At 70.7% G+C, this 17,649-nt stretch carries 15 protein-coding genes; 4 read left to right on the top strand and 11 right to left on the bottom strand.

What is annotated here, in order from left to right:
* Nucleotides 1-129 precede the first annotated feature (129 nt).
* From ACWGDE_RS22490 to ACWGDE_RS22450, 9 genes are all read right to left on the bottom strand, one after another.
* Entirely contained in the window at nucleotides 130-846 is a 717-nt protein-coding gene (locus tag ACWGDE_RS22490) for an ABC transporter ATP-binding protein (protein ID WP_250744986.1), read from the bottom strand.
* Complete coding sequence (locus ACWGDE_RS22485; protein ID WP_453390785.1) at nucleotides 843-1,724, bottom strand: ABC transporter ATP-binding protein; 882 nt, start codon at nucleotides 1,722-1,724, stop codon at nucleotides 843-845. The genes ACWGDE_RS22490 and ACWGDE_RS22485 overlap by 4 nt, the downstream gene beginning before the upstream one ends.
* Before the next feature lie 3 nt (nucleotides 1,725-1,727).
* Nucleotides 1,728-3,542 (bottom strand): branched-chain amino acid ABC transporter permease, encoded by a 1,815-nt coding sequence (locus ACWGDE_RS22480; protein ID WP_453390784.1) that lies wholly within the window; start codon nucleotides 3,540-3,542, stop codon nucleotides 1,728-1,730.
* 5 nt (nucleotides 3,543-3,547) lie between these two features.
* Entirely contained in the window at nucleotides 3,548-4,477 is a 930-nt protein-coding gene (locus ACWGDE_RS22475; protein WP_453390783.1) for a branched-chain amino acid ABC transporter permease, read from the bottom strand.
* Nucleotides 4,478-4,617: 140 nt separating this feature from the next.
* Nucleotides 4,618-5,850, bottom strand: coding sequence for a branched-chain amino acid ABC transporter substrate-binding protein (locus ACWGDE_RS22470; protein WP_453390782.1), 1,233 nt, complete (start codon nucleotides 5,848-5,850; stop codon nucleotides 4,618-4,620).
* Nucleotides 5,851-6,153: 303 nt separating this feature from the next.
* Nucleotides 6,154-6,789 (bottom strand): Tat pathway signal sequence domain protein, encoded by a 636-nt coding sequence (locus tag ACWGDE_RS22465; RefSeq protein WP_453390781.1) that lies wholly within the window; start codon nucleotides 6,787-6,789, stop codon nucleotides 6,154-6,156.
* Nucleotides 6,786-7,202, bottom strand: a complete 417-nt coding sequence (locus ACWGDE_RS22460) for a hypothetical protein (RefSeq protein WP_453390780.1) — start codon at nucleotides 7,200-7,202, stop codon at nucleotides 6,786-6,788. Before ACWGDE_RS22460 ends, ACWGDE_RS22465 begins: the two co-directional genes overlap by 4 nt.
* 38 nt (nucleotides 7,203-7,240) lie before the next feature.
* A complete protein-coding gene (locus ACWGDE_RS22455; RefSeq protein WP_453390779.1) occupies nucleotides 7,241-7,717 on the bottom strand; it encodes a PaaI family thioesterase in 477 nt (158 codons plus the stop codon).
* A gap of 64 nt (nucleotides 7,718-7,781) precedes the next feature.
* The gene (locus ACWGDE_RS22450; protein ID WP_453390778.1) at nucleotides 7,782-10,052 is read right to left on the bottom strand and encodes an FdhF/YdeP family oxidoreductase; all 2,271 of its coding nucleotides are present in this window, start codon (nucleotides 10,050-10,052) and stop codon (nucleotides 7,782-7,784) included.
* Nucleotides 10,053-10,209: 157 nt separating this feature from the next.
* On the opposite strand from ACWGDE_RS22450, the gene polA reads away from it, so the two are divergent.
* Nucleotides 10,210-12,933, top strand: a complete 2,724-nt coding sequence (gene polA / locus ACWGDE_RS22445; RefSeq protein WP_453390777.1) for a DNA polymerase I — start codon at nucleotides 10,210-10,212, stop codon at nucleotides 12,931-12,933.
* Between the two features lie 38 nt (nucleotides 12,934-12,971).
* Here polA and ACWGDE_RS22440 read toward each other — a convergent pair whose 3' ends face one another.
* A complete protein-coding gene (locus ACWGDE_RS22440) occupies nucleotides 12,972-13,877 on the bottom strand; it encodes a DUF4184 family protein (RefSeq protein ID WP_453390776.1) in 906 nt (301 codons plus the stop codon).
* Between the two features lie 143 nt (nucleotides 13,878-14,020).
* Here ACWGDE_RS22440 and ACWGDE_RS22435 point away from each other — a divergent pair, with 143 nt between their 5' ends.
* The 3 genes from ACWGDE_RS22435 to ACWGDE_RS22425 all read left to right on the top strand — a co-directional run bounded on the left by ACWGDE_RS22435 (nucleotide 14,021) and on the right by ACWGDE_RS22425 (nucleotide 16,616).
* Nucleotides 14,021-15,343, top strand: coding sequence for a lytic transglycosylase domain-containing protein (locus tag ACWGDE_RS22435; RefSeq protein WP_453390775.1), 1,323 nt, complete (start codon nucleotides 14,021-14,023; stop codon nucleotides 15,341-15,343).
* 137 nt (nucleotides 15,344-15,480) lie between these two features.
* Nucleotides 15,481-15,621, top strand: coding sequence for an SPW_0924 family protein (locus ACWGDE_RS22430; protein ID WP_453390774.1), 141 nt, complete (start codon nucleotides 15,481-15,483; stop codon nucleotides 15,619-15,621).
* Nucleotides 15,622-15,635: 14 nt separating this feature from the next.
* The gene (locus tag ACWGDE_RS22425; protein WP_453390773.1) at nucleotides 15,636-16,616 is read left to right on the top strand and encodes a DUF3068 domain-containing protein; all 981 of its coding nucleotides are present in this window, start codon (nucleotides 15,636-15,638) and stop codon (nucleotides 16,614-16,616) included.
* Here ACWGDE_RS22425 and ACWGDE_RS22420 read toward each other — a convergent pair.
* Nucleotides 16,606-17,649 (bottom strand): ATP-dependent helicase C-terminal domain-containing protein (locus tag ACWGDE_RS22420; RefSeq protein ID WP_453390772.1); only part of this gene is annotated, 1,044 nt, incomplete at its 5' end. The two genes, ACWGDE_RS22425 and ACWGDE_RS22420, sit on opposite strands and share 11 nt — an antisense overlap.

Below are 17,649 nucleotides of genomic sequence, written 5' to 3'. Positions count from 1 at the left end.
GTCGTGGTGCGCGTCTTTTGTGTTTATGTTAGTGTTCCCGCTGTTGGACCGGACTTTATGCGTGTGGCCGCCGCCCTCTTCCCGGATGGGGGGGCGGGCCTCACTCGTACGGAGGTGGGGCGGAGGGGATCAGTCCTCGCCGAGGTAGGCCTTGCGGACGTCCTCGTTGACGAGGAGCTCGCGGCCCGGTCCCGACAGGACGACCTTGCCGATCTCCATCACGTGGCCCTGGTCGGCGAGCGAGAGCGCCGCCTGGGCGTTCTGCTCGACGAGCAGGATGGTGGTGCCCTGCGACTTGAGCTCGGCGATGGTCGCCATGATCTTCTGCATCATGATCGGCGAGAGGCCCATGGAGGGCTCGTCGAGCATGAGCAGCTTGGGCCGGGACATGAGCGCGCGGCCCATGGCGAGCATCTGCTGCTCGCCGCCCGAGAGGGTGCCGGCGGCCTGCTTGCGACGCTCGCCCAGGATCGGGAAGAGGTCGTAGGCGCGCTGGACGTCCTTCTGGATGCCGTCCTTGTCCTTGCGGAGGAAGGCGCCCAGGAGGAGGTTGTCCTCGATGGTCATGCGCGGGAAGATGTGCCGCCCCTCGGGGGAGTGGGCGAGTCCGAGCGCGACGATGTCGTGCGCGGGGATCTTCTTCAGCGACTTGCCCTGGAACTTGATCTGGCCGCCGCGCGGTTTGATCAGGCCCGAGAGGGTGCGCAGGGTGGTCGTCTTGCCGGCGCCGTTGGTGCCGATGAGGGTGACGATCTGACCGGCGTCGACGCTGAACGAGATGCCCTTGACGGCTTCGATCTTGCCGTAGGCGACACGGAGGTCTTCGACCTCGAGGAGTGCGGTCACCGGTCTTCTCCGTCCGTGCTGGTGTTGCTGTGTGCCTCCGCCGCTTCGACCTCCGCGACTTCTTCGGCGCCGGGGGCGCCTTCGAAGGGTTCGCCGAGGTAGGCGGCGATGACGCGCTCGTCGCCCTGGACCTCCGCGGCGGTGCCCTCGATGAGCTTTTCGCCTTGGACGAGGCAGGCGACGCGGTCGCAGAGGTTGAAGATGAAGCGCATGTCGTGCTCGATGACGAGGACGGCGATGCCCTGGTCCCGGATGGCGAAGATGAGTTCTTCGGTGGCCCGGGTTTCCTGCGGGTTCATGCCGGCGGTGGGCTCGTCCAGGAGGATGAGGCCGGGGTCGCTGGCGAGCGCGCGGGCGATTTCGAGCTTGCGCTGCTCTCCGTAGGGGAGGTTGCGGGCGAGGTGCTCGGCCTTGTGGGCGAGGCCGATGAACTCGAGGAGTTCCATGGCCTTCTCGCGGCTCGCGGCTTCCTCCCGGCCGAAGCTGGGGAGGCGCAGGAGGGCGGACCAGAGGCCGACCTTGGTGCGGGTGTGGCGTCCGACGAGGACGTTTTCCAGGACCGTCATGTTGTTGAAGAGACGGATGTTCTGGAAGGTGCGGGCGACGCCGGCCTCGGTGACCTTGTACGACTTGGGGGGCAGGACCTTGTCCTTGTACCGGACTTCGCCCTCGGTGGGGATGTAGAGGCCGGTGAGGCAGTTGAAGAAGGTGGTCTTGCCGGCGCCGTTGGGGCCGATGAGGCCGACGATCTCGCCGCTGCGCACGGTGAGGTCGACGTTCTTGACGGCGGTGAGGCCGCCGAAGCGCATCGTGACGCCGCGTGCGTCGAGGACGGTCTCCGCCTGGGTGGCGGGGGTTTCGGTGGTGGTGGTCGTCATGGGTCAGACCCCTGCCTTGCCGAGGACCGTGGGCGCGTGCAGTGACTCGTGGAGTTCGAGCTGGTTGCGCCGGTTGGGGATGATGCCTTCGGGGCGCAGTCGCATCAGGACGATGAGGGCGATGCCGAAGACGAGGAGCTGGTAGTCGCCGAGGAACTGGAGCTTGTTGGGGATCAGGTAGAGCAGCGATCCGCCGACGAGGGGTCCGGAGATGGTTCCCATGCCGCCGAGGACTACCGCGGCGAGCAGGAACGCGGAGTTCGGGGGTACGGCGTTGGCGAAGGTGTACTGGTCGGGGGTGACCGTGTAGCTGACGTGTGCCTGGACGGCTCCTGCGAGGCCGGCGAGGGTGGCGCCGAGGGCGAAGGCGATGAGCTTGACGCGGAAGCCGTTGATGCCCATGGCTTCGGCGGCGGTTTCGTCCTCGCGGATGGCGACCCAGGCGCGGCCGATGCGGGATTCCGCGCTGCGGCGGAAGACGAGCACCACGATGAGGGTGATCAGGAGCATCAGCAGGAAGTAGTTGCCGAAGCGGCCGATGGTGAATCCGGCGATGGTGTGGGTGGCGCCGAAGTCGAATCCGAAGAGGTTGACGTTCGGGATGCCCGCGATGCCGTTGGGGCCGTTGGTGACGTCGGGCCCGGAGGTGCCGTCGAGGTTGTTCATGGTGATGCGGAAGATCTCACCGAAGCCGAGCGTCACGATGGCGAGGTAGTCGCCGCGCAGGCGCAGGGTGGGTGCGCCGATGAGGACGCCGAAGACCATGGAGGCGGCTGCGCCGAGGAGGAGTGCGGCCCAGAAGGGGAGGTGCACGCCGAAGGGCGAGTTGGGGGAGCCGGAGACCAGGGCCGCGGTGTAGGCGCCGACGCCGAGGAAGGCGACGTAGCCGAGGTCGAGGAGGCCGGTGAGGCCGACGACGATGTTCAGGCCGAGTGCGACGGTGGCGAAGATCAGGATGTTGACGCCGAGGTTCGCGTACTGGTCGTCGGTCTGGGTGAGGGGGAAGACGGCCGCGGCGGCGAAGGCGCCGACGAGGGCGACGTTGCGGTGGCGGTTGGTGAGGGTGGTCATGCGGGCGAAGAGGCCCGCCTTGAAGAGTGCTGCGGCACCGAATGCGGCGGTGATCAGGAAGCCGACGAAGAGTTCCTGGTAGGCGGTGGTGATGCCGTAGGTGAAGACGAAGAGCGCGAGGCCGAGGACGGCGGCGATCAGGAGGATCTCGGCCCATGCCGGCAGGGTGCGGGCGGGCTTGAGGGGGCCGGAGGCGAAGGCGGCCTTGAAGGTCGTCCACTTGTTGCCGGCTTCGTGCTTGAACTTGTCCCAGCCGGTGTCGTCGGGGTCGGGGCCTTCGAGTGCGGGGCGCTCGAAGGGGAGCGCGAAGGCGCCGATGACGGCGAGGAGGCTGACGACGGCGGCTACGCCGGCTCCGGGTTCGAGGTCGACGAGGAGGCCGATTTCCCAGACGATGGAGATGACGGTGAACCAGGTGGTGACGAACGCGGCGAGGGCGGCGAGCTTGATCGCGGCGTCGGCGCCGGCGGGGGTGAGCCAGCCCAGGCCCTTGACTCCGTAGGAGGCGAGGCCGAAGAGGGTCGTGAGGGCGCCGCCGATGAGGACGAGCCACTGGAGGCCGCCGGGGTAGCCGTAGACGGTGAGGTCTCCGGGGTAGGCCTTGGTCCAGGTCCAGGCGAGGAAGGCGGAGACGACGGTGAGTGCGCCGCCTGCGGTGGCGAGGGCGCGGGCCGTCTTCTCGGGGATCGGGATGAAGCCCTTGGCCGGTGCGTTGGTGTTCGCGGTGTCCGCGGTGTTGGTCGTCATGGAGGTCACACCCTGTCCGCCACGCGCTGGCCCAGCAGGCCTTGAGGCCGGAAGAGGAGCACGAGGATGAGAAGTACGAACGCCCAGGTGTTACCCCAGGACTGGCCGCCGAGCTGTTCGAAGCCGGGGATGTCGGCGACGTAGACGGTGGTCAGGGTTTCGGCGAGGCCGAGGACCAGGCCGCCGACCATGGCGCCGTAGATGTTGCCGATGCCTCCGAGGACGGCGGCGGTGAAGGCCTTGAGGCCGAGGAGGAAGCCCATCTTGAACTGGACTTCGCCGTACTTGAGGCCGTAGGCGACGGCTCCGATGGCGGCGAAGACGGCTCCGAGCGCGAACGCGGTGGTGATGATGCGGTCGGTGTTGATGCCCATGAGCTTGGCGGTGTCGGGGTCCTGGGCGGTCGCCTGCATGCCGCGGCCGGTGCGGGTCTTCTTGACGAAGAAGCCGAGGAAGGCCATGGAGATGGGGGCGGCGATCAGGAGGAAGACGTCACCGGTCTGGATGGTGACGCTGCCGAGGTGGAAGGGTCCGCCGGGGATCTCGGGGAAGATCAGCGAGGCTTCTGCTCCCGGGTACCAGGCCCAGACCGCCTGCTGGAGGGCGATCGAGAGGCCGATGGCGGTGATGAGCGGGGCGAGCCGGGGTGCGCTGCGCAGGGGCCGGTAGGCGAAGCGTTCTGCGCCGACGGCGATCAGGGTGGCGACGATGACCGCGCCGATGATCATGAGCGGGAGGGCGATCCACATGGTGGTGCCCCCGGGGAGCATCAGCCAGACGGTGAGGGCGCCGAATCCGCCGGTCATGAAGATTTCGCCATGCGCGAAGTTGATGAGCTGGACGATGCCGTAGACCATCGTGTAGCCAATGGCGACGAGCCCGTACATGGATCCCAGTAGCAGGCCGTTGACCAGCTGTTGCGGCAGTTCGTGCACCGCAGGTCCTCCGAGTCTTTCGACGGATGTGACACCGCGCGGGGCGCTTGTTGTGCGCGCCCCGCGCGGCAAGTGGGGTGGTGCGCCGGCGGCAGGCCGTTCGAGCGGACTACCTGCTACCGGTGGGTGACGGGTGGAGGTCAGCCGCCGAAGGTGCCGGACTCGACGGACTTCCAGTCGTTGCCCTCGACCTTGTAGACGGTCAGCTGCTTGTTGGTGGCGTCACCGAACTCGTCGAAGGAGACCTTGCCGGTCACACCGTCGAAGGAGACACCCTGGACGGCCGCGAGGACCTTGGCGCGGGCGTCGGCGGGGAGCTTGCCGCCGTTGGCGTCGACGGTGGCCTTGACGGCCTCGATGATCGCCCAGGCGGAGTCGTAGGAGTAGCCGCCGTAGGCGGAGAAGGGCTCCTTGTAGCCGGCCTTGGTGTAGTTGGCGACGAAGTCCTTGGCGGACGGCAGGCTCTCGACGGGGGCGCCGACCGAGGTGGCCAGGTCACCGGCGGAGCCGGGGCCGGCGAGCTCGACGTACTTCTTGTCGTAGATGCCGTCACCGCCGACGAGCGGGATGTTGGTGCCGGAGGCCTTGATCTGCTTGCTGAGCGGGCCGGCCGCGGGGTACTCGCCGCCGTAGTAGACCACGTCGGCGCCGGAGCTGCGGACCTCGGTCACGATGGCGGAGAAGTCCTTGCTCTCCGGGTCGATGTGGCCTTCGCCGACGACCTGGCCGCCGAGCTTGGTGAACTCGCCCTTGAAGGTTCCGGCGAGGCCGGCGCCGTAGGTCTTCTTGTCATCGATGATGAAGACCTTCTTCTTGCCCCCCTTGTTGAAGAGGTACTGCGCCGCGAACGGGCCCTGGATGGCGTCCGTGGTGGCGGTGCGGAAGTAGCTCTTGTAGGTGCGGGTCTTCTGGCCCGTCGCCCACTTCGGCCCCTGGGTGAGGGAGGGGCTGGTGTTGGCGGGGGAGATCTGGGCGAGCTTGGCGTCGTCGAAGACCTTCTGCATGGACTCCGAGACGGAGGAGTTCAGCGGGCCGACGACACCGAGGACGCTCTTGTCCGCGACGAGCTTGGTGGCGTTCTGCTGACCGGAGGCGGCCTGGGCCTGGTCGTCGAGGGCCTGGATCTTGAAGGTGACGCCCTTGACGTACTTCTTCTCGTTGGCCTGCTTGGCGGCGAGGTCGGCGGAGTTCTTGATGCCGAGGCCGAGGGCCGAGAGGTCGCCGGTCAGGGGGGCGTCTACGCCGATGACGACGGTGGTCTCGGCGGCGTCGCCGGTGCCACCGGCCTTGTCGTCACGCGAGCCACAGGCGGTGAGAGTGAGGGCGCCCGCGGCGAGCGCGGCGGTCACGGCAATGAGAGAACGCTGACGCACGATCAGTCCTTTCCTGGCACTGCGTCCCCCGTGGGACGCACCGTGTCGAACGCGGGGAACCGAACTGCGAAGGAATCCGGCTGGTCGCGGTGACTGGCCGTGACTCTAAGCGGGTCCGAGGACGTTATGGAGTGTCGAGGCCAATGATGTGACGCTCTTGTTATGCCGCGGCGTAATGCATAGCGGATCTCTGGGGGTGGAACGGGGGAATTCCGGCCGTTTCGTCTTGTCCGCATGGTGAGACGATGCAAGGACCGTTAGGCGGTTTGAGTGCTGTCCGGCCAGGACTCTGGGGAGTTTTGGTCATGACGGCGCCCGGGTCACCTCGTCTCGCGTTGCGGGACAAGCCCTGGTCAGAGCGACGGAGAGATCCCTGGCATATAGGTCACCGGGGATGTAGGTGTGCTCTTCTTTCTGAAATTCATTACTCAGGGTTACTTCGATCAGGGGGAGTCCGGAATTCCGTGCCACATGCACGCAGTCGGTCACCTGAATCCGTACGACGAGGTCGCGCGTCTCGCCGGCCGCGACCGTGGCCGGAAGCGATGGCTCGATCTCGACCTTCAGCGCCCGCGAGGGTTGCGACAGACGCTCCAGGGTGACGGCCGGCCCGGATGCCGTGCGCACACGCACGGTGAACGCGAAGGCGTTCCCGGCGGGCGTCGGCGCCAGGGGCTCGACGTAGGTGAGGGAGAAGACCTGCGAGGGTGCGGGCGGTACGTAGGGGGCGGGCCGGGGCCGGGCGGCGTAGATCGCGGCAGAGGCCACGGCCACGGCCGAAGCGCAGGTCAGGGCTGCGGCGGCCAGGACGGCCCGCCGGTGGCCCGCGTAGAGCTCGCGGGCCCACCGGGGCCCCCGGGGCGTACGGGGCTCCCGGTGCGGGCTCTCGTGGGCCTCGGTGCCCTCTCCCGGCTCGATCGGGCCGATTCCTCCGCTCACTGCCAGGGCCCCCCGGTCGGGACGCCGGAGCGGTAGCGGTCGGCGCAGCGGCGCTCCGCCTCCCGGGCGGTGAGCTCGCGGGCGGCGGCGGGGCCCTTGGCGCGCTGTGCGGCGCGGGCGTCGGCGAGGACGGCGAGGAGGATCTCGTTCTGGCCGCCGGACAGGCCCATGGCCTGGTAGTCGAGGTGGACGGCGTCCTGGCCCTCGCCGGCGTCGAGGATGACGCCGGCCCAGTGGGTGATCAGGTCGGTGCACAGCCGCTGGGGCGGGGTGGCGTCGGGAGCCGGGGTGGTTCCGGCCGGGGTGTCACGGGCGGAGGGGTCGCCGGTGGCGCAGCCGAGCGGTGCGGCGGCCAGCAGCGCTGCCGTCGCCGCCGCGGCCCGGGCGCGAAACGGCGCCGGTCCGGATCCCATGCGGGAACGCTAGACCGGCGCCGCGACGAGGGCAACGGCTAGTTGTTGCCGTCCTGTTGCGGGTTTACGTCGCGCAGCAGGCAGGTGAGGCGGGCGGTGCAGACCCGGCGGTCCTGCTCGTCGGTGATGACGACCTCGTACGTGGCGGTGGAGCGGCCCCGGTGGACGGGGGAGGCGACCCCGGTGACCAGGCCGGACCGTGCGCCGCGGTGATGGGTGCAGTTCAGGTCCACGCCGACGGCGATCTTGGTGCTGCCGCCGTGCATCATCGCGCCGACCGAGCCGAGGGTTTCGGCCAGGACGGCGGAGGCCCCGCCGTGCAGGAGTCCGTACGGCTGGGTGTTGCCCTCGACGGGCATGGTGGCGACGACGCGCTCGGCGGACGCTTCGAGGATCTGGATGTCCATCCTCTTGCCGAGGTCGCCCGCGGAGAACAGGGAGGGCAGGTCGATGCCCAGGGCCGCGTACTCCTCGATGACCTCTTGCGGGAACTTCACCGCGTGCTGCTCGCCCATGGGCCGACTCCGTTCGTCAACGCTCGTTAACCAGATGGTCCTGCTTATTGATAGGGGCGTTCTATCAGGCCGGTTCGAAGCGCACGACGACGGACTTGCTCGCCGGGGTATTGCTGGTGTCCGCGGTGGAGTCGAGCGGTACCAGCACGTTGGTCTCGGGGTAGTAGGCGGCGGCGCAGCCGCGGGCGGTCGGGTAGTGCACGACGCGGAAGCCGGGGGCGCGCCGTTCGACGCCGTCGCGCCATTCGCTGACGAGGTCGGTGTACGAGCCGTCGGCGAGGCCGAGCTCGGCGGCGTCCTCGGGGTTGACCATGACGACGCGGCGGCCGCCGGTGATGCCGCGGTAGCGGTCGTCGAGGCCGTAGATGGTGGTGTTGTACTGGTCGTGGCTGCGCAGGGTCTGCAGGAGGAGGCGGCCCGCCGGGACGCGCGGGTACTCCACGGGCGCGGCGGTGAAATTGGCCTTGCCGGTCGTGGTGGGGAAGCGGCGCTCGTCGCGCGGGGGGTGCGGGAGCTGGAAGCCGCCGGGGCGGGCGACGCGGGCGTTGAAGTCCTCGAAGCCGGGGACGACGCGGGAGATCCGGTCGCGGATGGCGGCGTAGTCCCGCTCGAACTCCTCCCACGGGGTCCTGGAAGCCTCGCCGAGGACGGCGCGGGCCATGCGGGCCACGATCGCGGGCTCGGAGAGCAGGTGCGGGGAGGCGGGGGCGAGGTTGCCGCGCGAGGAGTGGACCATGCCCATGGAGTCCTCGACGGTCACGAACTGCTTGCCGGACGCCTGCTGATCCTTGTCGGTGCGGCCGAGGGTGGGCAGGATCAGGGCGCGCCGGCCGGTGACCGCGTGGGAGCGGTTGAGCTTGGTGGAGACGTGCACGGTCAGGGAGGCGCGGCGGATCGCGGCCTCGGTGACCTCGGTGTCGGGGGTGGCGCCGACGAAGTTGCCGCCCATGGCGAAGAGGACCTTGGCCTCGCCGTCGCGCAGGGCCTGGATGGAGCGGACGACGTCGAAGCCGTGCCCGCGGGGCGAGGTGATGCCGAATTCCTTGTCGAGGGCGTCGAGGAAGGCGGGCGCGGGGCGTTCGAAGATCCCCATGGTGCGGTCGCCCTGCACGTTGGAGTGGCCGCGCACCGGGCAGACGCCGGCGCCGGGGCGGCCGATCGCGCCGCGCAGGAGCAGCAGGTTGACGACCTCGCGGATGGTGGCGACGGAGTGCTTGTGCTGGGTCAGGCCCATGGCCCAGCAGACGATGGTGCGCTTCGAGGCCAGGATCATGGCCAGGGCGCGTTCGATCTCGGGGCGGGTCAGGCCGGTCGCGGTGAGGGTCTCGGCCCAGTCGGTGTCCTTGGCGGCGGCCGCGAACTCCTCGTACCCGTGGGTGTGCTCGCGGATGAACGCCTCGTCGGTGGCGCCCTCCGTCTCGAGGACGAGCTTGTTGAGGAGGCGGAAGAGGGCCTGGTCGCCGCCGATGCGGATCTGGAGGAAGAGGTCGTTGAGGGCGGTGCCCTTGAGCATGCCGAGGGGGGTCTGCGGGTTCTTGAACCGCTCCATGCCGGCCTCGGGCAGCGGATTCACCGAAATGATCTTCGCGCCCGCGGACTTGGCCTTCTCCAGTGCGGAGAGCATGCGGGGGTGGTTGGTGCCCGGGTTCTGCCCGGCGACGATGATCAGGTCGGCCTGGTGGAGGTCTTCGAGGGAGACGCTGCCCTTGCCGATGCCGATCGTCTCGTTCAGTGCGGAGCCCGAGGACTCGTGGCACATGTTCGAGCAGTCGGGGAGGTTGTTGGTGCCGAACTCGCGGACGAAGAGCTGGAAGAGGAAGGCCGCCTCGTTGCTGGTGCGGCCCGAGGTGTAGAAGAGGGCCTCGTCGGGGGAGCCGAGGGCGCGCAGCTCCTCCGCGATGATCGCGAAGGCCCGCTCCCAGCCGACGGCCTCGTAGCGGTCGGCGCCCTCCGCCAGATACATCGGCTGCGTGATCCGGCCCTGCTGGCCCAGCCAGTACCCGGAGCGCGTCTGAAGGTCGGCGAGCGGGTGGGCGGCGAAGAACTCGGGAGTGACCCGGCGCAGCGTGGCCTCCTCCGCGACGGCCTTGGCGCCGTTCTCGCAGAACTCGGCGGTGTGCCGCTTGTCGCCCTCGGGCCAGGCGCAGCCGGGGCAGTCGAACCCGTTCTTCTGGTTGACCTTGAGGAGGGTGCGGGCGGCGCGGGCCACCCCCATCTGCTGCTGCGCGATCCTCAGGGTGTGCCCGATCGCGGGCAGCCCCGCGGCCGCGTGTTGAGGGGGCGCGACCTGCGGCGCGTCCTGAACCGGATCACCTGCGGGCGGCTTGGTGGCCATGTCGCTCCCCTTTGAGCAGTCTTCTCGTACACATCCGATCCTGTCACGCCCCGTGGCAGTCGCCGACGCCGGATTTGACCGGCCGCTCCGACCGGCCGTTCTCACCGGCCGCGCAGCCCGTCCGGAATTGTCGGTGCGGCGGCCTAGGATCGGGGGCGTGGCAGATTCAGCATCGAAGAAGACCGACCAGCCGACCGCAGCGGACCGCCCCCGCCTGATGCTCATGGACGGGCACTCCCTGGCGTACCGGGCGTTCTTCGCGCTGCCCGCGGAGAACTTCACGACCGCGACCGGGCAGCCGACGAACGCCATCTACGGGTTCGCGTCGATGCTGGCGAACACGCTGCGCGACGAGGCGCCCACGCACTTCGCGGTGGCGTTCGACGTGTCCCGCAAGACGTGGCGCTCGGCGGAGTTCCCGGAGTACAAGGCGAACCGCTCCAAGACCCCCGACGAGTTCAAGGGGCAGGTCGAGCTGATCGGCGAGCTCCTCGACGCGATGAGCGTGCCGCGGTTCGCCGTCGACGGCTTCGAGGCCGACGACGTGATCGCGACGCTGGCCACGCAGGCCGAGGCCCTCGGCTTCGACGTCCTGATCGTCACCGGCGACCGCGACTCCTTCCAGCTGGTCTCCGAGCACACCACCGTGCTCTACCCGACCAAGGGCGTCTCCGAGCTCACCCGCTTCACGCCCGAGAAGGTCGAGGAGAAGTACGGGCTCACCCCCCAGCAGTACCCGGACTTCGCGGCGCTGCGCGGAGACCCGTCCGACAACCTCCCCGGCATCCCGGGCGTCGGCGAGAAGACCGCCGCCAAGTGGATCACCCAGTTCGGGTCGTTCAAGGAGCTCGTCGAGCGCGCCGAAGAGGTCAAGGGCAAGGCCGGGCAGAACTTCCGCGACCACCTGGACGCCGTGAAGCTCAACCGCGTCCTGACCGAGATGGTCAAGGACGTCGCCCTCCCCAAGACCCCCGCCGACCTGGCCCGAGCCCCCTACGACCGGACCGCCGTCACCACCGTCCTGGACGTACTGGAGATCCGCAACGCCTCGCTGCGCGAGCGGCTGCTCGCCGTCGACCCCGGCGCGGCCGAGGCGCAGGCCCCGGCCCCCGCGGCCGCCGCCGTCGAACTCGACGGCTCCGTGCTCGGCGCCGGCGAGCTCGCGCCGTGGCTGGAGAGCCACGCGGGCGCCCCGCTCGGCATCTCCACCGTCGACAGCTGGGCCCTGGGCACCGGCAGCGTCTCGGAGATCGCCCTGGCCTCGGCCGGGGGAGCTGCCGCCTGGTTCGAGCCGTCCGCGCTGGACGAGGCCGACGACCGGGCCTTCGCCGCCTGGGCCGCCGACGCCGCGAAGCCCAAGGTGGTGCACAACGCCAAGGGCCTGATGCGGGTCTTCCCGGAGCACGGCTGGACCCTGGCCGGCGTCACCATGGACACCGCGCTCGCCGCCTACCTGGTCAAGCCCGGCCGGCGCTCCTTCGCCCTGGACGCGCTGTCCCAGGAGTACCTGCACCGGGAGCTGGCGCCCGCCGCCGCCGACGGGCAGCTCGCCTTCGGCGCCGACGACACCGCCGAGGCCGAAGCCCTGATGGCGCAGGCCCGCGCCGTCCTGGACCTCGGGGACGCCTTCGCCGTCAAACTGCCCGAGGTGGGCGCCGCCGAGCTGCTGCACGACATGGAACTGCCCACCTCCGAGCTGCTGGCCCGGCTGGAACGGGCCGGCATCGCCGTCGACCAGGCCCACCTGGAAGGCATGGAGCAGCAGTTCGCGGGCGCCGTGCAGCAGGCGGTCAAGGAAGCGCACGCGGCCGTCGGCCACGAGTTCAACCTCGGCTCGCCCAAGCAGCTCCAGGAGGTGTTCTTCGGCGAGCTGGACCTGCCGAAGACGAAGAAGACCAAGACCGGCTACACCACGGACGCGGACGCACTGGCCTGGCTGGCCACGCAGACCGACCACGAACTGCCGGTGATCATGCTCCGCCACCGGGAGCAGGCCAAGCTGCGCGTCACCGTCGAGGGCCTGGTCAAGTGCATCGCCGCCGACGGCCGGGTGCACACCAGCTTCAGCCAGACCGTCGCCGCGACCGGACGCCTGTCCTCCACCGACCCCAACCTGCAGAACGTGCCGGTACGCACCGACGAGGGCCGGGCCATCCGCCGCGGCTTCGTCGTCGGCGAGGGGTTCGAGTCCCTCATGACCGCCGACTACAGCCAGATCGAGCTGCGCGTCATGGCCCACCTCTCCGAGGACGAGGGCCTGATCGAGGCGTTCCTGTCCGGCGAGGACCTGCACACCACCGTCGCCTCCCAGGTGTTCGGGGTCGAGCGCTCCGAGGTCGACGCCGAGATGCGCCGCAAGATCAAGGCCATGTCCTACGGCCTGGCGTACGGGCTCTCCGCGTTCGGCCTCGCCCAGCAGCTGAATATCGAGCCCGGCGAGGCCCGCGGCCTGATGGAGACGTTCTTCGAGCGGTTCGGCGGGGTCCGGGACTACCTGGGCCGCGTGGTCGAGGAGGCCCGTGCCACCGGCTACACGGCGACGGTCTTCGGCCGCCGCCGCTACCTCCCCGACCTCAACAGCGACAACCGCCAGCGCCGCGAGGCCGCCGAGCGGATGGCGCTGAACGCCCCGATCCAGGGCACCGCCGCCGACATCGTCAAGGTCGCGATGCTGCGCGTGGACAAGGCGATCGCCGGAGCCGGGCTGAAGTCGCGGATGCTGCTCCAGGTCCACGACGAAATCGTGCTGGAGATCGCCCCCGGTGAGCGGGAGAAGGTGGAGGAGATGGTGCGCCGCGAGATGGGCGCGGCCGTCGACCTCCGGGCCCCGCTGGACGTGTCCGTGGGCGTCGGCCCCGACTGGGAGTCCGCCGCGCACTGATCCCCGGCGCCCCGACGGCCGGCAGCGCCCGTCCCCGCCTACGCGGCGGGGACGGGCGTTCGCGTTTCCTCGTCGGAATCCGAGCCCGGCCCCGGGCCGGTGTCCGCGTCCGATGCCGCGGGGCTCCGGTCGCGCCGGTGGATCAGGCGCACGAGGATCCCGTAGAGGAGGAGCGCCACGGCGAGGCCGCCGCCCGCGCCGAAGCAGATGGTCGGGATGATGTCGAGCGGGGTGCGGATCCGGTCGAAGAAGGTGAAGAAGCGCAGTACGCGCATCGTGATACCGGCCCCCACGCACACGAGGACCAGCGCGAGCGCGCCCCACACCTCGGCCCGGCGCAGCACCGGGACGGACGCCGGGGCGGGGGAGTCCGGAAGCCGGCGCAGCGCCGTCACCGTGAACCAGAGCAGACCGCAGGCCGCGAGCGCCGAAGTGCCGTACTGGAGGTAGGAGTAGAGGGGAAGCCCGAAGGCGAGCGGCTCGCCCAGCTCCGGCATCGTGCGCGTACCGAAGCGGTCGATGTGCGTGAAGCTGTCCCACACCACGTGCGTCAGGGAACCGATGACCGCCGAGAGGTAGAACCAGAGGACCAGCCCGGGCAGTTGCCGCCCGCGCCACTGCTCGCCCCGTACGAAGGCGTGCACCCGGCCCCGCCGGCGTCGCGGCAGGAGCGCGATCAGCGGTTCGCGCAGCAGCAGCCAGCACGCGGCGAGCACGGCGGTCAGTGCGGCGTCGGCCGTCACGATGCCCGGCAGGGAGTGCGTGAACGTGCCGTACGGCTTGACGCCCGAGACGACCGTGTCCGCGAAGTAGAAGGTGTCCGGGGCGAACGACCCGAGGACCAGGGCCGAGGCGACGAGGGGGCCCCGCGCACGCCCGGTCCGGCGGATGCCCGGGAGTACGGCGGCCGCGTGGCTGAGGGTGAACGGCATGACACCTCGCATCGACGGGACTGTTCGATCAGCACGCCCAGTATGAGTGACCTGCGCAAAGCGTGGGGAAGTCGTGAATTCCCACCCGGGATGCGTGCCCCTCGCAGCGAGTTGACATAGGGTCACGCCGACGTCGAGGGGGAGGGGTCCGGCTCATGGCGGCTCGGTTTCGGATGACGGCGCGGATATCGGCCCGACTGGGGCGGGTGATGCGCAGGGGCGGGGCCGCCGTACTGGTCTCCGCCCTCGTGGCCGCCGCGATGACCGCCTCGCAGGGGCCGGGAGCCGGCCACGACGGACCGGTGGCCGCGGCCGGCGAGGGCGCGGCGCCCGCCCCCGTCCCCGACGGATCCGCCGGCGACACCTCCTACTTCACCGCCCTCCCGCCGCTCTCCAGCCCCGAGCCGCCCGCCGTCCTGCTCCCCGAGGACGGATCGGCGGCGACGCCGCCCGTGCAGCAGACTGCCGGGGAAGCGGGAACCTCCAACGAACCCGTGGCCATGGGCGGGGCGGAGGGCTCCCAGGGGATACCGGCGAGCGTGCTCGCCGCGTACCGGCACGCGGAACAGGTGGTCGGCGAGCGCGACCCCGGCTGCGGTCTGCGCTGGCAGCTCCTCGCGGCGATCGGCAAGGTCGAGTCCGGACAGGCGCGCGGGGGCCGCGTCGACGCCGCCGGTACGACGCTGCGGCCGATCCTGGGCCCCGTGCTCGACGGCAACGGCTTCGCGAACATCACGGACACGGACGGCGGGGCCTACGACGGGGACGCCCGGTACGACCGGGCGGTCGGGCCGATGCAGTTCATCCCGTCCACGTGGGCCTCGTGGGGCCAGGACGGCAACGGCGACGGCAAGCGCGACCCCAACAACGTGTACGACGCGGCGCTCGCGGCCGGGCGCTACCTGTGCGCGGGCACCCGCGACCTGCGGGTGGAAGCGGACCTGGACCGGGCGGTTCTCTCCTACAACCAGTCCTCGGCGTACCTGCGGACGGTGCGGTCGTGGTTCACGTACTACCTGAAGGGGACGCACGAGGTCCCGGACGCCGCCGGCAGCGGCAGCACGGTGGTCCCGGCCCCGAAGCCCACACCGAAGCCCACCCCGGAGCCGACACCGACTCCGACGCCGAGCCCGGCTCCGACTCCCGCACCGAGCCCCACGCCTACGCCGAAGCCCGAGCCGACGCCGACGCCTACCTCGACCCCCACGCCCAGCCCCACGCCGCCGACGCCCACCCCCACGCCGACTCCCACGCCGACCCCGACCCCCACGCCCACACCGGAGCCCGAGCCGACTCCGACTCCGACGCCCACCCCCACGCCGAGCCCGGTGCCCACCCCCTCGGCCTCGCCCTCCCCGGCCCCGAAGCCCGAGCCTTCCGCCGCGCCCGCGCCCGTGCCCTCCCCGAAGCCGACGCCGTCCCCGGCCTCGCCCTCGTCCCCGTCCGCGGCCGCTCCGGAGGCCGCCAAGGCCCCGTAACGGCCGCCGAGGTCCCGCCGCCCGGACCTGCCGGTCGCGGTCACGGCGTGATCGGTGGCGCAAACGGTTCTCATCTGTCACCCGCATTGCTACGGTGCCCCCGCCCTGACGACCAATCAGATTCCGGAGGCCCCGGCATGCGCGCAATCGTCGCCGCCGCCAGCGGTCTCGTCCTCGCGGTGCTCCTCGTTTTCGCCATCACGGCGATGGGGGTGCCGGAAGGCAAGACCTCACCGAAGCCCCTGCTCACCACCGCGCCCGCCGCGCCCGGAAAGTAGAGGAGGGACCGGCCGTGCGACGCAGAGCAAGCCTTGTCCTGCTGGCCCTAGCCGTGTTCTGCGCAGCCCTCGCACCGCTGCTGCGCTGGTACGCGTACCCCAGGCTCGCGAAGATCCCGCCGAACCAGTACCAGGAGGTGGTCCTGGAGGCGAAGGACGCGACCCTCCTCGACTACACCACGGGCATGGAGCCGAAGAAGGTCGACAAGGTCACCATCGTCCAGACCCTCAAGGGCAACGTCGAGGCGTCGAGGGAGATCGAGGCGAGCGCCGGCAAGGACGTGGTCGTCTGGGACACGCTCACCTACATCATGGGACCGGACGGGAAGATGGTCTCCCAGATCCCCGAGCGCTACATCTTCGACGCCCACACCCAGGACCCGGTGCACGCCACCGGCGAGGCGGTGGACGGGGACCCGGTCAAGCGCGAGGGCATCGAGTTCAAGTGGCCGTTCTTCACCGAGCCGCGCGACTACCTGTACTTCGACGCGCAGACCCGCAGCTCCTCGCCCATCCACTACGTGGGCCCGCGCAAGTTCAAGGGCGTGGACGTCTACTACTACGAGCAGACCGTTCCCTGGACGAAGGTCTCGCTGCCGAAGAAGATGCCGATCGAGGGCATCGACCCGGCCACCTTCGAGCAGACCACCGGCACCAGCCTCTGGTACTCGACCAAGGCGATGTTCTGGGTGGACCCGGTGACCGGGGCGCCCGTCAACGCCGAGCAGGAGATCAAGCAGGAGATGCGCGGCGGCATCGCGGCCGGCGGTCCCGACGGCAAGCTCACCGTCTTCGCCGGGCACGTGAAGATGCGCGAGGACTACAGCAACTACACCGTCGACCTGGTCAAGTCGAACCGTACGAAGGTGCTCGCCCTGCACACCTACGCGCCGATCGGCCTCGCGGCCGGCGGCCTCGTGCTCTTCGGGTTCGCGCTGTGGCTGGAGGCGCGCGGCCGGCGCCCCGGGGAGGACGCGGGACCGTTCACCGCCTGAGCCGGGCGTTGGTGTGCCGGGTGGGCTCGGCGGTCGCCGGGTCCTGCGGCCACGGGTGCTTGGGGTAGCGGCCGCGCAGCTCGGCGCGGACGGCGAGGTAGCCGCCCTGCCAGAACGACGCGAGGTCTGCGGTCACGGCGGCGGGCCGCCCGGCGGGCGACAGCAGGTGCACGAGTACGGGAACCCCCGCGACCCGGGGGGTCTCGGCCAGCCCGAACAGTTCCTGGAGCTTCACGGCGAGTACGGGCTGCCCGTGCTCGGCGGCGTAGTCGAGGCGGATCCGGGAGCCGCTCGGCACCTCGATCCGCTCCGGAGCCAGCTCGTCGAGGCGGGCGGCCTCCCCGGTGGCCCACGGCAGCAGCCGGTTCAGGGCCTGCCCGGCGTCGATCCGGGCCAGGTCGGAGCGGCGTCGGGCCCGCGACAGCTCGGGCTCGAGCCAGTCGTCGGCGCGGGCCAGCAGTTCCCGGTCGTCCTCCACGTCGGGCCAGGGCGCGCCGAGCGTGCGGTGCAGGAAGCCGAGCCGGGCCCGGAGCCCCAGGGAGTCCGGGGACCAGCGCAGCAGGCCGAGCCCTTCGCTGCGCAGGCCTTCGAGCAGGGCCCCGCGCACGAGGTCCGGGTCGGGATTCCGCAGGGGGCGCGCGGCCAGCTCGATGGCGCCGAGCCGTTCCACGGAGCGGGCGACCAGGTCTCCGTCCTCCCAGTGCACCTCCTCGCCCGAGCGGAACAGATGGTCGGCGGCCGCGCGGGCGGTGTCCTCGTCGAGGAGGGCCGCGAGGCGGATGCGGGCGGATGCCGAGTGCGGGGGCCTGTCGGCGACCGCGACGGCCAGCCAGGGCGCGCTGCGCAGCGGTGATCCCTCGCCGAGCTCGGCGGCGGTCCCGGAGGCCATGAGGAAGGCCCCCGAGCCCTTGGCCCTGGCGACCCGCTCCGGGAACGCGAGCGCGGCGACGAGCCCGGCGGCGGCATCGTCGGGCAGGGAACTTTCCCCCACCCCGCCCCTTCCCGAAACCGGGCTTCGCCCGGACCCTTCGGG

It is taken from the genome of Streptomyces sp. NPDC054956 (genome assembly GCF_053609185.1).
This window is presented reverse-complemented; position numbering and strand designations above follow the sequence as displayed.

What these genes read in the sequence shown, in the direction of transcription:
- ACWGDE_RS22485 (WP_453390785.1), bottom strand. Translation starts at nt 1,724, where the DNA reads ATGACGACCACCACCACCGAAACCCCCGCCACCCAGGCGGAGACCGTC.
- ACWGDE_RS22480 (WP_453390784.1), bottom strand. Translation starts at nt 3,542, where the DNA reads ATGACGACCAACACCGCGGACACCGCGAACACCAACGCACCGGCCAAG.
- ACWGDE_RS22460 (WP_453390780.1), bottom strand. Translation starts at nt 7,202, where the DNA reads ATGGGATCCGGACCGGCGCCGTTTCGCGCCCGGGCCGCGGCGGCGACG.
- ACWGDE_RS22455 (WP_453390779.1), bottom strand. Translation starts at nt 7,717, where the DNA reads ATGGGCGAGCAGCACGCGGTGAAGTTCCCGCAAGAGGTCATCGAGGAG.
- ACWGDE_RS22450 (WP_453390778.1), bottom strand. Translation starts at nt 10,052, where the DNA reads ATGGCCACCAAGCCGCCCGCAGGTGATCCGGTTCAGGACGCGCCGCAG.
- ACWGDE_RS22440 (WP_453390776.1), bottom strand. Translation starts at nt 13,877, where the DNA reads ATGCGAGGTGTCATGCCGTTCACCCTCAGCCACGCGGCCGCCGTACTC.
- ACWGDE_RS22435 (WP_453390775.1), top strand. Translation starts at nt 14,021, where the DNA reads ATGGCGGCTCGGTTTCGGATGACGGCGCGGATATCGGCCCGACTGGGG.
- ACWGDE_RS22430 (WP_453390774.1), top strand. Translation starts at nt 15,481, where the DNA reads ATGCGCGCAATCGTCGCCGCCGCCAGCGGTCTCGTCCTCGCGGTGCTC.